The organism is Sphingobacterium sp. 18053 (assembly GCF_902706145.1).
Taxonomy (GTDB): Bacteria; Bacteroidota; Bacteroidia; order Sphingobacteriales; family Sphingobacteriaceae; genus Sphingobacterium; species Sphingobacterium paramultivorum.
The window spans coordinates 317,962-334,471 of record NZ_CACSJW010000010.1 but is presented as its reverse complement, the minus strand read 5'-3'; the positions used below and the strand labels follow the sequence as shown (position 1 = coordinate 334,471).

The window sequence follows — 16,510 nt, the reverse complement described above, 5'->3', positions numbered from 1 at the left end:
GTTAAATTAATGTGAACCTTTCGTGTTCTTTTGTGTAATTAAATGTTTGTTTGATGTATATATTTGATTTTTAGATATATTTGTGGCGATTTTAATTGTATTTTGATGAATTCTAGGCTGTTCAGATTATTTGGAGTGTTTTATTTGCTATTTGTAGTGCTGTTAACTAGTTGCAATGACAAAGAAAATGCTATAAATGAAAGAGATGGTCGTGTTGTGTTGGTTTATATTGGGGCCAATAATAATTTAGTTTCGGATGCTTACAATAGCATCAATGCAATGGAAGAGGGAATGGTTGGATTAGATGCAGATGTGTATGTGTATGCGACTTTGGCAGGTACTACACCTAAAATTTATAAAATTGTTGCTGACCAGAGCCCGGAAATAAAGAGTACGGTCATCAAATCTTATGGGGATCAAGATTCGGCGAATCCAGTAGTGATGAAGCAAATCCTGCAGACGATGAAAGGATATGTTGGTAATCGCCCATCAGGTCTGGTTCTGTGGTCACATGCAACAAATTGGCTGTCGAATGTTGGGGTCAAGTTAATGTCGTTTAATGAAGATCGGGGAAATAAAACGGAGTTGCGAGATTTGCAGGCGATCATTCCTTCTGGGCTTGATTTTCTCCTATTTGACGCCTGTTCCATGGCAAGTGTCGAAGTATTATATGAACTTCGGGATAAAGCAAAGTATACGATAGCTTCTCCAGCAGAAGTGCTTTCAACCAGTATGCCTTATCATTTGGTCTTGAAACACTTGGTCGACCCTGATCTTGAACGGGGGCTGATATCTACTGCGACAACATATTTTAATTTTTATAATCAGTTGACAGGACTCTATCGATCTGCTACTATTTCTGTGGTCAATAATGCATATTGGCCAGATCTTGCAAATAACGTTCACGTCGCACTGACCAGATCCCCGCTCACGGTGATCTATCGCGATAACTTACAGCGATTGGATTTTGATGAAAAATCCTTATCGGCTGGCTTTGATTTTCTTGATTTTGTACATCAGAATATGTTGCCGATTGAGACTACCGCTATCGAGGCTACAGTTTCGAAATTGGTTATTTATAAGGCGAATACAGCAACTTTTTTAGGTAAACCCATTTTGCGATTTTCTGGACTGTCCTGTTATGTCCCTAATGATTTAAATAAGTGGATACATCCCTATTATAATTCGCTCCAATGGGCTAAGGATAGCGGTTTTAATTCCTTTGTGAAGGAGTAATAGCATCGCATTGGTTTTCTTCATTTTTCCCTGAAATCAGGTAGTAAACTGCATTCTCGTTTTTAATAAATTTGTCAATAGGAAAAAAATAGCACAATGTTTGCTGTTCATGTCAAAACATATATTGATTTGACAAATTATTAATCGTTACAACGTTGTAATGGAAGAAGTACTTAAAGTGAAAGGAAAATTGAAAAGATTTTATACGATGATCTGTGCCGTTGTAATGGCGTTGACATTATCGAGCTGCTTTGATTTTGTTGAGCAGATCGACTTAAAAACGAATGGTTCTGGGCATATTGCAGCGACATTGAATTTAAGTAAAAGTAAGACCAAGGTAGCTTCTTTAATGAAGATGAAAAGTATCAAGGGAATCCAGATCCCTTCTCAGGCCGATATGGAGAAAGAGATTCGATCTGCGGTTCAGCTACTCAAGCAGACTAAAGGTATTTCAAATGTACAATACAGCACAGATTTTACCAATTATATCGTTAATATTTCATGTGACTTTAGTCAGATAGAATCGTTGAATGCCTTTTCAGATATATTGGCAAATCGATTTAAAACGAAGATATCGAATTCAAACCGCTATTATTATAACGCACAAAGCAATGTGTTTGAACGCAAATTTGTGGCTTCTGCTGACTGGAAGACAAAATTCAATCAGTTGGGAAGCGATAATACGACCCAGTTTGCAGATGCATTCTATACGCAGATTATTCGTTTTGAAAAACCGATAGCATCTCAGGCAAACGGCCTGGCAAAGGTTGCCGGAAATAAGAAAGGGGTCTTGCTAAAGCTACCTTTTATGGATTTGGTATATGGTAAATCGAGTTTGGCAAATAAAATCACATTAACAAAATAACCTAATAACATTGGTGAAACCAGGACCATATTTAGTTGCTGAAAGCGCTTCTATAGAGTAGGTTGGGTGTAGCTGAAAAATTATTTATAAGATGAAATCAAAAATTATACTGGTAGGATTAGCCTGTTTGTCTTTTGGGACAATTGTAAAGGCGCAGGACTTGATCAAACAGATCCCTGAAGATGCAGAAATGATTGCGGCCTTTAACGTAAAAGATATTGTACAGAAGGCTAATGCAAATAAGCTGAACGAGTTGCTTCAGAAAGCAGGTTTTTTTGAGAAATCTGGAATCTCAGCGAGCAATGATATTAAAAATTTGGGAGTAGACCTATCTCAAACGGCCTATTTTTATACCAGAAAGACCGATAGTATCAGTTTTACGGAATTTATATTTTCCTTGAACAACAGAGGGCAATTTGAGAAACTGCTTCATGAGGCTGGAGAACCCAAAGCATTTGCCAATGGTTATACGAGCATAGGTCTCAAAGCCGGCAGTATGTTGTTGTATAACGATCGGGTTGCTCGATTTATTTCGGCGACGACAAATACCACCTTTTTGGATAATGATTCGATCGCTAGTCGTTATGGAATCAAAAAGGTGGATTACGTTGCACGTCCAGCCGACGACGAAGATGCTTGGGCAGATACAACTGTAGCCGCTGTGGATTCGGTTGCCGTAGTCTGGGATGCGGATGAAAATCTAGCTGTACCGGTATCCCCACCGGTTGCTATAGCTGTGGAGCCTGATACGATAGTAGGTGCTACGGAAGTACTGCCACCTGTTGCTGATATTGCGATGGATGAAGCGGCAGAAATACATGATCCTAGTTATTATGATTCACTTTATACGGCCTATGAAGATCAAAATCGGAAAAACGATTCTATTCGTAACGGCTTACGCGATAAATGGTTGTTGAATGAGGTTACTCGTTTGCTTTCAGGGCGTTATAAGCCTTTGTCAATTGCAGATCAGGATAAGGTTTTAAAGAATCTCGGGCTTATTCGATTGTATGTTCCTCGTGTAGAGGATCTGTACCGTGGTCTTTTACCTTATACCACCTCTCTTCCTTATTATTATATGGGAATCAAACTGGATAAGTTCAAGACGGGATATCAAGACGGTCTATTGGATTTAGTGCAAGAGGGGAGTGTGCTGAAATTAAAGGGATCTGTGGGTTTAGATAAAGACCTTGCTGAGATGACCAAAAGAATGTATGCGCGAAAACCTAATTCAAAGTTCAGTAAATATTTAACGGATAAAACCTTAGGTTTTTTTAATGTGAATATTAATTCGGAGGCTTATCTGAGAGAAATGCCTGCCTATATGGCAAAATATTATAGCGGTTTGTTGGGGCCTCAACAAGATGTTGTAGAATGGGGACTGATGGCTCTCGAAATAGCGCTAGATGAAAAGGCCATTGCCCAGGTGATGCCAGGAGACCATTTGGTTGTCGTTAACGGTCTTCGGAAGTTCAAAAAAGACTATATCGATTACACCTATGACGATGATTACAATGCAACCGAAGTGAAAAAGACGAAGGAAGAGACGCTTCCAGTATTTATTTGGATGTTCACGTCAAAGGATCAACGTCTGATAAAAAAAGGCTTGGACATGGCTGTTTCAAAGCAAGTTGGGCAGGTTTATGACGGTATTTATGCGTTTTCAAAACAGCAAGCCAAGGATTTTCCAATGTATGTTCTCTTGAAAGAAGACCTTGTAATGGTCAGTAATGATTCATTGTCTCTAAATGATATCCGTCAGAATAAGATGAATGCTCCCGGAAATAAAGACTTTGTAAAACTGATGAAGCAAAACAAGATGTCAGCAGCTATAGACCTACAAAAGCTACCTGCTATGTTAAAGGAAATGGGGGTTGCACCTGGTAAACAATGGGAAGCAACGCTGGCACAACTCAATCAATATGGCAGTACCGCAATTACTTCAAAGGGCGTAGTGGGTAACCGTGCCGAAGTTGAAATGTCGACAAGATTGCCGCAGACCAGTGATGGTGCGATCGGTTATTTACTCGATCAAATTTTGGCGGAATTAAATAAAAAGTAACTAAAGGAGGGTGCTGAACAATTTTATTGCACTATTGTTTGGGTGTCTTTTGTAATATTATGGTTATATTTTTATAATGTTAAAATAATATTAAGATCGTTTGGCTTGTTTATGGTACTTTTGACGTTTAATAAATTAAGTAAATAGACTAAAAAACGATTTTATACATCACGGTATGGGGATATTTTCAAAACTGTTTGGAAACAAAACTCAGGAATCAAAAGTAAAGGTTGTCGGTAAATTGGCCTTCTTGGAGGTGGATATGCATAACCATATCCTTCCTGGAATAGATGATGGAAGTCAATCAATTGAACAATCATTAGTATTGTTGAAAGGGCTTGGCCGAATGGGCTTCGAGAAATTTATATGTACACCGCATATTATGGATGGTGTACATCCAAATTCGATTCGTACGATTGAAGCTGCTAAGGACAAATTACTAGCTGGTATGGTTGGGCTGCCTAATATGCCGGAAATTCATGCAGCAGCTGAACATATGATTGATGACGGAATCGTGAATCTAATCGGGTCAAATGAACTCTGTGTTATGCCCGGTGGTTATGTGCTTATTGAGATGTCCTATTTACAAGAATCCAAAGCGCTATTTCAAACGATATTGGATATACAAAATCTCGGTTATCAACCTATTTTAGCGCATCCAGAACGTTATAATTATTACCATTATAACTTTAATATGTATAAACAGATTAAGGACGCCGGTTGCATGTTGCAGCTGAACTTGTTGTCTATCAGTCGGTATTATGGTGTTGAGGTGAAATCGGCAGCTTTGACGATGATTAAATCTGGGATGTATGATTTTGTGGGGTCAGACGCACATCATGAACGCCATTTGGCTGCTTTAGAAGATGTGGTGGCTAAATATCCTGTACGTGATTTACTCAAAACATGTCCCATATTGAATCCGTCATTGCAGGACCATTTGGGAAGTAATAAGAATGTGATCGCTACTGGCTAGCATCAAAATATATTAATTGGAGAAAGAGATACCTTTTTAGGTATCTCTTTTTTTGTGATAATTTTATCTGTCCTAGCAGATACCGCCTGCTTTTAGTCCAGTTAGCCTGCTTTGCTGTAAGGACGTATTTTAAATTTTACGAGGGATTCTTGGCTGTTATTTGCTGTTTGTAGTTGCTTTAACTCATGTAGATTATTTTCGTCCGCGTTTGTGTTTTGCCCATATGGATATTTCGAAAATTTGGCTACTTTTGGTTTTAGCATTTTTCATATGAGAGGAAACAGAATTTTTATTCAAGACTGGATAGCACACCATACTTATCAAAAAACAAACGAAATAGATAGTTATTACTTGCGCGTTGCAAATGAAATCAATGATAGTTTATCTACACTATGGTTTGAGGAGCAAGAGACAAATGATCTCATCCATACCGATGCTTTAAAGACATTGAGTATCTATCTAACGTGTTACTTAGAAGACGTTATTGCGAAAACAGGAATTTTTGCTGCTTTTAGAACGATCCATACAGAACTATACAATCAACTTTTGCCTTTTTATAATGATAATGACCTAATGGATTATTATGCTGAGGATATTAATAGTGAAGATATTGCTGTATTGACCTGGTTGTTTTTCAGTGAACGTAATCCACATTTATTTATTGATCCCCGTGGTCGTTTGATCCAATTGGTTACAGATTTGGCCTATTCGATCTTGGAAGAACATTATGAAGTTGCTCCTGAAAATGAAAAGTTAAAACTAGAATATGTTTTGGACGAAGGGGCGAACTATTTTGAAGTCCGTAATTTTATTGAAAAGCTTGTCGCCACAAATTACCTGACAGCGGGTGAATATAACACCAATCTCAATCATTTGATGCAAGTTGCGGAGATAGGGCGATATCAACACGATCAGAATCAGTTACAGCAGATGATCTATCGCGTTCGAGATAACCATTTCAATAATTATAGACTGCATCTGTTTGCATTGAAGGCATCTGAATTTGTAGCTGAGGTGGTTGGCAAAGAACATGCGCTATATGGTATTGTCAAAACTTTAGGTAATCGCATTAATAGCTTTTTTGAATATGTAAAAACGGACGAGCTTTATGTGCATGTAAAACATATCGGTACAAAGTCTGCGTTTAAAATCTTTAAGGACTCTATACAGCAATTTGTTGAACCTACGGAAACCTTATCTTTCTATATGGAAATTGTGCCATGGAAAGATGCTTGGAATCTCTCTGGAATCATGACCGTTGTGAATACCGATGAGGTAAATTTTGATTTACCGGAGCAGTATGAGATGACTTATCGCATTGAGGCCTTGAATGGTAAGGATAAGAGCTTGAAGAAAACGGAAAAGCAGCTGAAAGATATGGGTAAATTGTTCCAGTCAGAGCATAAGGCGGCTGTTGCGTTTATGGAAGGAAAGGAAGTGAAGGAATTTGCAACAGATTTCTTTAAGAAATATCAACAAAAATATCCGAGCAAAGAAGAATCTCCACTTCCAGAATCAAATTTGGATCTTACGGAAGATGCCCAAGTTACGGTGTTCTTTAATCCAAAAACGGGTTTAGAAGTTTTTGGTGGTATAGCGGAATTCTTTCCATTAAAGAATAACAACTTTGTAGAGAAAGATGATCAAAGTGAGGTACCTTATGCACGGTATTTTTTGAATCTTTTGGTTGAAGATTTTTTCCCAAGCGAGTTGCCGAAGTACTATGTTAATCTATTTAAGGCGGAGGTGGATAAACAGTTCTTCTTTCCAGTGGACGATGCGGTACTTGATTTCTTTCTCCGTTTCTATAAGCGAGGAACTTATTTCTTGGGACCATTTCCGTTGTTAAAATAACTTGTGTAGTCGACTAAAGAAATATAGGAATACATAAAAAAGTTCCATTGCCTACCTGCAATGGAACTTTTTTATGTATTTAAGTCAGGCTATTCTTTGCTGTATAAGATTGCGCGGTCTTCTGGCTATTATTTTGTTGATCGAATATCCCATGACACTAGTGTTAATTTAATATAAATTCATTATAATTAAATTGTTACCACTTATATTGCTTGAGCTTACATGCCACACATCCTACGCATTTCATGGGCATATTTTAAAAAATTCTCACTAAACTTGTAGGATCAATTATATGTGATGAAGAATGCCTATTGAAAATAATAATGCCCTGGATTTTAAAACTTTCTTTTTGTTGTATAAGGACAAAGTGTATAAATATGCTTATTTACATCTGAAAGAAGAGCCAGCTGCCGCAGATTTGGTCCAGGAAACATTCTCCCGAATTTGGAAAAAATGGGCGGAATTAGATGGAAATAAAAATCCGCAGTCTTACCTCTATACGATTGCCCGAAACCTTGTGTTTGACGAATTGCGGAAACAAAAGGTCAGATTCCAATTTCAAGCTTCAGATATCGATCAGACCAAATTGGTAGACAATTCGAATGAGGAAGCTATTCGGTTTAAAGATTTGGAGCGAGTTTATCGTGAGGCCATTTCAAAACTCCCAAAAGCGCGACTCGAAATTTTTCTTTTGAGTAAAGAAGAGTTTTTGGATAATCAGGAAATTGCAGATAGGCTTGGGATTTCCGTTAATACCGTTCGAGATCAATTGGTTAAAGGCAATAAGTTCGTTCGGCAATATATTATTGATCATTTTGAGATTTCAATAGCCCTATTGATTTTTTTAAATATTTTTTAGAGCCGCATCGTCTTTCGGTCATCTAGGTACGTATATGTATTTAAAGATGGGCATAGATGATGAATTCCAAAATAGCTGCTTTATATAAAAAATTCCTTAAGGGAGAACTTAGTCCCGAGGAAAACACCATATTTCTTGATTTACTGACATCTTGTGACAGGGATGAACTTCCAGGTGTGGAGGAAGTCGTTGCGTTGGACGATCGCGATTGTGAACTGAACAAAACAACTTCTGAAGATATTTTCTTTACAATTACTGGGACTTCATTGACTCCGTCCGTAATACCTATTTGGAAAAGGCGTTGGTCTGTCATTTCCGCAGCCGCCTGTTTACTGTTGATCAGTCTCGCCTGCCTATTCCAATTTAAAGTTAAGGAACAACATGGGACTACAGCTTCTGAAGTTGTTTATTATTCCAATCCGACAAAATTTGTTAAGCGCCTTGTATTACCAGATGGTACACATGTTTCTCTTCGACAAGGGGCAGAGATTGAATTGTTGTCAGATTTCGATACAGACAGCTTACGTCGGATAAAGCTTTCTGGGGAAGCATTTTTTGAGGTAGCGAGAAACCCGGGGCAACCTTTTGTAATTGCCAGTTCTGGCGACTTTGATGTACGTGTATTGGGTACAGCATTTAATTTAAATTGTTCTGAAGGACGTAGCAGCCTGGTGTTGAATCATGGTAAAGTACGGGTCTCACGTGCCGGACAATATTCTGTTGTTAGTCCCGGTGAGAAAGTCGCCTATGATAAGCAACACAAGCAATTTGATGTATCCAAAGCGGATACGAGCACTGCATCGAACTGGAAAAGTGATCTTTTGTCATTTAATCAAGTTCCACTTACGCAGATCGTAGCCGATCTAAATAATCTTTATCCTGATAGTCATCTCGAATTAATTGATTCTTTCCGGACTGAAAGTTACACCGGTTATCTACCGGCTAGCGATTTGGAAAAATCTCTCAAGATGCTTAATACTGCATTTAATCAAATAATTATCCATAAAAAGTAATTTATGAAAAGAACCAATTACTATTTAAAACTTATGGGAAGTGCGCTGCTCTTTCAGTCGCTCGCACTTCAGACCATGGCCTCACAATTTTCTACCAGTGAAGGAATCGGGAAAATCCTCACGCGAATGGAACAGAAATTCAACGTCAAATTTGGTTATGACGCTTCGATCTCGAACCAAAAGATCAATGAAGCCGCTGACCTTGATAAATTGAAAAAGGAGCAAATTGTTCAATTTATCCAGACAATTTCAGACGGAAATCTTGAGGTCAAAAAAATTGATGAGAAACTTTATGTGATATCGAGAAAAACTGGCAACGATACTAGGGTGAAAAACGACAAGCCAGTTTCTAACGCCGCCAAAGAGATCCGAGGAAAGGTTGTCGACCAAGAAACGGGGCAGCCTATCGCTGGTGTGACCGTACGGGTTAAAGGGACTGCAATTGCCGTAACTACCGACGGAAGCGGTATCTTCAAACTGCCAGATACTGCTGACGATGCGATCCTCCAGATTTCCTATATAGGGTATGAAAGTGTTGAAATTTTGTCGACACAAGCAGGGACTATTAAACTAGTCAAATCTTCCGAAGCATTGGAAGAGGTTGTTGTTACTGCGTTGGGAATAAAAAGAGAGCAAAGGGCTTTGGGGTATTCAACTCAAAGTGTGAAGGGAGAAGATTTGACTCGTGTGAAAGGAGTAGATGTCGGAACGACTTTGACTGGACGTATTTCTGGTGTACGTGTTATGAATAGTACAGAATTTAACAAAACACCACAAATCGAAGTACGTGGACTGACACCTATTTTGGTCATTGATGGCGTGGCCTACGAAAATATGGACCTAAGGGATGTCCCTGTCGACAATATCCAGGATATGACGGTCTTGAAAGGAGCTACCGCTACCGCCCTTTATGGAAGTAAGGGACAAGGAGGAGCAATCATGATCACGACCAAAAAAGGTCTAGCAGAGAAAGGAACAGAGATTACGGTGAATACCAATAATATGTTCTTTTCAGGCTATCTTGCGTTGCCTGAGGTACAGCATAGCTATTCTTCGGGCGAGTCCGGAAAATTTAACAATGATGATTATGTCTGGGGGGATAAGTTGGATATTGGCCGAACTGCCGAACAATGGAATCCAATTAGCAAACAGTATGAAGTAAGTGAGCTTACGTCAAGGGGTAAGGACAATTTTAAAAACTTTTTGGAACCAGGCTTCATCACCAACAATACAGTCAGCTTTACTAATCAAGGGGACCATGGAAGCATAAGAACATCCATTAATCATATTTATAATAAAGGACAGTACCCCAATCAAAAGTTGAACCTGACAAATATTTCGGTGACAGGAACAACCAAGATCAGCGAGAAATTTGACTTGGAAACTAGGCTTGGGTATAACCGAAGTTCTTCCTCTAATAATTTTGGTTCTGGCTATAATGATCAAGGATACATCTATAATATCTTAGTGTGGACCGGCCCTGAATATAATTTGAAAGATTACAAAGACTATTGGCTGGTGAAAGACCAGTCTCAAAATTGGATGTATAAAGGATGGTATGACAATCCATACTTGATCGCGCACGAAAAAACTACTCCCGAATTAGTCAATAAGGTGAATGCTGCTGTTACCTTGAATTATAAGGTTAACGATTGGGCGAAATTCATGGTGCGATCTGGTTATGATTATTATGGCAAGTCAAGGACTCAGCAAAATCCGATCGGAATATATGGAACACGGGGCGGATTTGAAGATTTTGGTGGATTTGATAGTAAAGGGAAGTATATGAAAGCCGATTATGATGGCTTTGCGACGACGAATGATGCGATCTTTACTGCAAAGAAAAATTTTGGCGACTGGGGAGTTGATGGATTATTAGGGGGGTCTATTTTCTATAGTAAGGATAATAATTTGATCGCGAATACAGTTAACGGTTTGTCGATTCCAGGATTTTATTCATTGCGGAATTCAATCGATCCGGCGAAGGCGGTTGAGTCGCGTGTTAAAGAAATGCGGAATGGCCTTTATGGACGTCTATCTTTGTCTTGGCGAAATGCGATCTTTTTGGAAGCTACTGGACGTAATGATTGGGTATCAACGTTAACGAAGGATCATCGCTCTTATTTTTATCCTTCAGTTTCAGGAAGTGTTGTGGTTACGGACCTGCTTCCATCAAAGCCTCTCTGGTTGGACATGTTCAAGGTGCGGGGGTCTTGGGCTATTACAAAATCTGTACTGAATCCATATGAGATAAATTCAACTTTTACGGTAACAAGCAATGTTTGGAATGGCTTGCCAACAGCCTCCTATCCGAATATTATCAAAGACTATTCGATTTCACCTACGCAACGCGATTTGACGGAGTTCGGGTTTGATTTTGCGGTATTGAACAATCGGTTGTATGGTAATTATACCCGCTACTATCGTTTATTACACAATCAGATTGTCAAAGCTAAGATTTCAAAAACTACAGGATTTGAGGAGCGTTTGATCAATACAAAGGAGGAGGAGATGACTAAAGGGCATGAAATCACATTGGGAGGTACACCGATTAAGCGTGAAAATTTCCAATGGGATATTACGATGAACCTTTCCCAGAACATGCGTTATTTCCACAAGTTAGATCCTCAATATTCAAAAGATGCATTATATGTTAAGGAAGGATTGCGGGCCGATTATATCGAATATAAGGACTGGGAGCGTTCTCCGGATGGACAGATGATACTAAATAGTTCTGGGATGCCAATTTCAGCTCAGTATGCCAATCAATTAATAGGATATACTGCGCCAAAATGGTTTTGGGGTTTTTCAAATCAGTTTCGTTATAGAGACTTCTCATTTGGTTTTAGCCTAGATGGTCGAATTAAAGGCATGTCTTATTCAACAATGAATGGTCGATTGTGGCAGACAGGTTCTCATCCTGATTCAGATACACCATACCGTTATGAGGAAGTGGTTAATGGCAATAAAACCTTTATCGCTCCGGGTGTTAAAATTGTTTCCGGTAGTGTGACCTATGATAAATACGGTCAGATTACAGAGGATACGCGTGTATTTGCTCCAAATGATAAAGTGGTTTCATATGAGGGGTATTACAAACGAGCCTATTCAGGCCGATGGAATTATTGGGACGAAACATTCATTAAACTTCGTGAATTGTCGCTTAGTTACCGAATGCCCGATAAGATCGCTTCGAAGTTTAAAGCGAAACGCGCCAGTGTCGGTGTGACGGGGCAAAATTTATTGTTGTGGACCAAAGAGTTTCGTTTCTCAGATCCAGATGTTGGTTCTGAAGATTTAAGTTCACCATCGATGCGTTACATTGGTTTCAATATTAACCTAACTTTTTAAAAATTACATGACAAATATGAACATGAAAAGATTATTGACGTATATCACCCTAGGTACTTTGGTGATGTCGACAAGTTGTTCCAAATTTGATGAGATCAATACCAATCCTGAGACACCATCGGTTGTTAAACCTTCCATGTTGGCTACTCGTATAATATTAAATTTGGCACGCCAATCCTCAACAAAAGGTTTTATGCAGCCTTATATGCTTACCAAAGAGATTGCTTGGACAGAATTAACAGAGGGATATCAATACAATAGCCTCGGCGAATGGGATATCTCGATGACCTCGATCAACGATGCTCATTTTATGGGAGAGTTTGCAACAAGCGAAAAACTCAAGAACTCGTATAATGGTCTGATGTATTTTGCGCGTGCCATGAAGTTTTACGAGGGGACAATGAGTGTTGGGGATATTCCCTATAAAGATGCATTAAAAGGGGAAACGGATAAAGTTTATTTTCCTAAATATGATACTCAAAAAGATGTTTTTCTGGGTATTTTGAATGAATTGGAGCTTGCAGATAAACTCTTTTCGGAAGGTGAAAAATTTGATGGTGATCCATTGTTCGCTGGAGACGTCACGAAATGGCGCAAATTGGTAAACAGCTTTGCATTAAATGTTCTTATTCAATTAAGCAAAAAAGAAAGTGATGCCGATCTGAAGATAAAAGATCGTTTTAAATCAATCTTGACCAGTAAACCGATCTTTGGTAGTAATGCAGATAATTTTCAAGTCGTTCATGAGGACAAAGCCAGCCAAACTTATCCTTTTTATAAGATTAGTAATAGCTTTGTTATTTATCCTATTGTTTCGACAGAGGTTATTGACCGATTGAAACAATATCAAGATAGAAGATTATTTTATTATGCGAATCCTTCCGCATTACAGATCACAAACGGCAAACAATCTAATGATTTTAGCGCTTACATAGGGACAGATCCTTCTCTTTCCTTTAGTGAAATTGCTGAGTTAAAGAAGAAAAATGATTATTCTAAATTGAATGACCGTTATACGGAACTAGTTAGTGGTGAACCAACACAACAATACAGTTATGCACATCTATGTTTTGTGATAGCTGAAGCTGCCGCACGGGGCTGGGTTGCCGAATCGTCCGTTAATTGGTATAAGAAAGGAATTGAAGCCGCAATGAAATTTATAGCGGATAATACGCCGAATACGGCTCAATATACTCATAATATGCCATTGGATGCTAACTACATTAATACAGCAGTAGCAACTTATGGAAATCAATTTCCGGTCGTACTCGAAGCACAACTGGAGGCTATTATGACACAAAAATATTTAGCCAGTTACTTGCAGGGACGTATGACTCCATATTATGATTATAGAAGAACGGGCTATCCTAAATGGAAAATCAATCCAACATCAAGTTTGAATTCAGTCGCACCGGATAAAATACCGATGCGGTGGCGTTACCCATCATTAGAGTACAATTATAATTCTGCAAATTTGGACGAGGCAATGCAGCGCCAATATAAAGGCAATGATGAGATCAACCAATTGATGTGGCTTTTGAAATAAGTCCTTCGAAAAAAAACAATCCCCGCAAATGAGATCAATCGTTTGCGGGGATTTTTGTTAAAAACGTTACATTAAAAACGACAGCGAATGGATATATTCGCTTTAGACCATTGAATTTAGTAGAGAGATAACAAATTTATTTATGGATAGCAGAAGAGATTTTATCAAGAAGGCTTCATTGTTAGCCGGTGTTTTTGGCTTACAGAGTGCTATGCCAGATGCCATACAGCGCGCATTGGCGATTGAACCTATAACAGGAAGTACCTTTTTAGATGCCGAACATATTGTATTATTAATGCAAGAGAATCGTTCTTTTGATCATAGTTTTGGAACACTTCGTGGGGTTCGGGGATTCAATGATCCACGGGCGATTAAATTACCTAATGGTAACCCCGTATGGTTGCAGTCGTCGGCTGCAGGTAAGACCTATTCGCCGTTTCGACTGGATATCAAAAATTCAAATGCTGCCTGGACCGGAAATTTACCACATTCCTGGGAAAACCAGATGGCAGCCCGTAATCAGGGAAAACACGATAACTGGATCGAAGCGAAGCGTCCGGGGGGAAAGGTCCTGAAAGAGATTCCTTTGACGATGGGTTATTATACACGTGAAGATATTCCTTTTTATTATGCATTGGCTGATGCCTTTACAATCTGTGACCAGCATTTCTGTTCATCTATTACAGGTACAACAACCAATAGGCATTTCTTTTGGACGGGAACCTGTGTGCCACATAAGGGGGCTAAACCATTGGTGCGGAATTCAGATATCTATTTTAACCGTTGGGCACATTGGAAAACTTTTCCGGAACGCTTGGAAGAAGCAGGGATCTCCTGGAAAGTCTACCAAAATGAAGTCAGCATAGAAAGCGGCTTAGACGGTGAGGATCTGTTGGGAAATTTTACAGACAATAATTTGGAATGGTTTGCACAATATCATATTGAATTCAAGAAAAGCCATCTTGATTTTATGCGTAAACGTGTGGCAGAATTACCAGCGGAGATTCAGGAACTTGAAAAAGCATTAGCGAATAATAGCTCTGAGAGTGTCCAGAAAACACAGAATAAACTCAAGCAGAAGCAGGAGCAGCTGAATAGCTACCAAAAACATTTGGCACGTCTTACAGATCATGCTTTTCAGCAGCTTCCTAAAGAACAGCGTGCCTTGCATGAACGCGCTTTTCAAACGAACGAGGGTGATTCTTTCTATCGTGAGACAAGCGTGGTGACACATGAGGGTGAAAAGATTACTGTTCCTAAGGGAGATGTTTTACACCAATTTAGACATGATGTGAAATCTGGGAAGTTACCTGCAGTGTCTTGGCTTGTAGCACCACAAAGCTTCTCAGATCATCCGAGCGCCCCTATGTACGGTGCTTGGTATGTATCGGAGCTTTTGAATATTCTGACAGAGAATCCAGAAGTCTGGAAGAAAACCATTTTTATTCTGAACTATGATGAGAATGATGGTTATTTTGATCATATTCCTCCTTTTGTAGCGCCTAACCCAGCAGATAGCCATTCAGGAAAGACTTCACCAGAATTAGATTATAGTGGTGAATATGTGAGTTTAGCACAGGAGCTTGCCGACGGCGAAGAAAAAGATAATGCGACGGAAGGTCCAGTAGGGCTCGGTTACCGCGTGCCTTTGATTGTGGCGTCACCTTGGTCAAAAGGCGGTTGGGTCAATTCGGAGATTTGCGATATCACATCGACGATTCAGTTTATGGAGCATTTCTTTGAGAAAAAGTTGGGCAAGCATGTGAAAGAGGAGAATATCAGCTCTTGGCGCCGGGCCATTACAGGTGATTTGACATCGATATTTCGGAAAGCTGAGGGAGCGAATGCTGTTGATTTGCCTTTCCTTGATCGGAATCAGCAGATTTATGCGATTGATCAGGCGAAATCGAAACCGCTACCTAATAATTTTCATGTTTGGTCGAAAGAGGATGCCGCAGGATTGCGGTCTAAAGGTCATTCCACTTTACTGGCAAGACAGGAGAAAGGTCAGAAAAACTCCAGCGCGTTGGCTTACGAGCTTTATGTCAAAGACTCATTTGCTAAGGAACACAATCAGATTCATCTGACACTAGAGGCCGGTAATAAGGTCTTTGGTAGTAAATCGCTAAACAGCCCATTTAATGTCTATAGTGGACCGAGTTATAAAGACGGAGTGAAATTTTGGCCATTTGCAGTTGTCGCTGGTCAGGAGCTAAGCTTTGACTGGAACTTGGCGGACTTTAAAGATCACTACTACGATTTGACTGTGTACGGACCTAATGGTTTTATGCGCGGATTTAAAGGACAGGAGGAACCCTTATCTGTTGGAGCGACCTATGAAATAGGGAAGAAAGGTCTTTTGACAGGTAATCTTGTACTGGAGGTCCATAACAAAGGGAAAAAATCATTTCAAGTACATGTAGAAGATAATGCTTACAGCACCTGGAAAAAATCTATTGTACTTGCGGCAGGGAAATCTACGAAGTGGATTGTGGAATCTCATAAAACTCATGGTTGGTATGATGTGACGCTGCACGTGGAGGGAACCAAATTTGTACGCCAGTTTGCGGGGCGTGTGGAAACGGGTAATCATTCGAAAACTGACCCTCAGTTGGGATAATAATCTGTTCCTACATAATTGACCAAAGGGTATATGATTAATATATTACTTATTAGAGTGAGAGATCCCAGTTTTTATTTGACTGGGATCTGTTTTGTAGGGAGGTTGTTATTCGGTTTTTATTTTTC

At 39.3% G+C, this 16,510-nt stretch carries 10 protein-coding genes; all 10 read left to right on the top strand.

Annotated features, from left to right (window positions below; genetic code table 11):
* The first annotated feature begins 105 nt into the window (after positions 1-105).
* The 10 genes from GVK91_RS23380 to GVK91_RS23335 all read left to right on the top strand — a co-directional run bounded on the left by GVK91_RS23380 (position 106) and on the right by GVK91_RS23335 (position 16,382).
* Entirely contained in the window at positions 106-1,236 is a 1,131-nt protein-coding gene (locus GVK91_RS23380; protein WP_159731508.1) for a clostripain-related cysteine peptidase, read from the top strand.
* 160 nt (positions 1,237-1,396) lie between these two features.
* A complete protein-coding gene (locus GVK91_RS23375; protein WP_153844797.1) occupies positions 1,397-2,101 on the top strand; it encodes a hypothetical protein in 705 nt (234 codons plus the stop codon).
* Between the two features lie 91 nt (positions 2,102-2,192).
* On the top strand, positions 2,193-4,163 hold the full coding sequence (locus GVK91_RS23370; RefSeq protein ID WP_153844798.1) for a DUF4836 family protein: 1,971 nt from the start codon (positions 2,193-2,195) through the stop codon (positions 4,161-4,163).
* A 175-nt stretch (positions 4,164-4,338) separates the two neighbouring features.
* Positions 4,339-5,139 (top strand): tyrosine-protein phosphatase, encoded by an 801-nt coding sequence (locus GVK91_RS23365; RefSeq protein WP_227550088.1) that lies wholly within the window; start codon positions 4,339-4,341, stop codon positions 5,137-5,139.
* 270 nt (positions 5,140-5,409) lie between these two features.
* A complete protein-coding gene (locus GVK91_RS23360) occupies positions 5,410-6,993 on the top strand; it encodes a DUF3843 family protein (RefSeq protein ID WP_159731506.1) in 1,584 nt (527 codons plus the stop codon).
* A gap of 304 nt (positions 6,994-7,297) precedes the next feature.
* A complete protein-coding gene (locus GVK91_RS23355; protein ID WP_153844800.1) occupies positions 7,298-7,852 on the top strand; it encodes an RNA polymerase sigma factor in 555 nt (184 codons plus the stop codon).
* Positions 7,853-7,908: 56 nt separating this feature from the next.
* Positions 7,909-8,865 (top strand): FecR family protein, encoded by a 957-nt coding sequence (locus tag GVK91_RS23350; protein WP_159731504.1) that lies wholly within the window; start codon positions 7,909-7,911, stop codon positions 8,863-8,865.
* Between the two features lie 3 nt (positions 8,866-8,868).
* Positions 8,869-12,216: a SusC/RagA family TonB-linked outer membrane protein gene (locus GVK91_RS23345; RefSeq protein ID WP_159731502.1), complete on the top strand. Its 3,348-nt coding sequence runs from the start codon at positions 8,869-8,871 to the stop codon at positions 12,214-12,216.
* A 22-nt stretch (positions 12,217-12,238) separates the two neighbouring features.
* Positions 12,239-13,762: a SusD/RagB family nutrient-binding outer membrane lipoprotein gene (locus GVK91_RS23340; protein WP_227550089.1), complete on the top strand. Its 1,524-nt coding sequence runs from the start codon at positions 12,239-12,241 to the stop codon at positions 13,760-13,762.
* Between the two features lie 142 nt (positions 13,763-13,904).
* Positions 13,905-16,382 carry a phosphocholine-specific phospholipase C gene (locus GVK91_RS23335; RefSeq protein WP_159731500.1) on the top strand — a complete coding sequence of 826 codons (2,478 nt, stop codon included), beginning with the start codon at positions 13,905-13,907 and terminating at the stop codon, positions 16,380-16,382.
* The last annotated feature ends 128 nt before the right edge of the window (positions 16,383-16,510 follow it).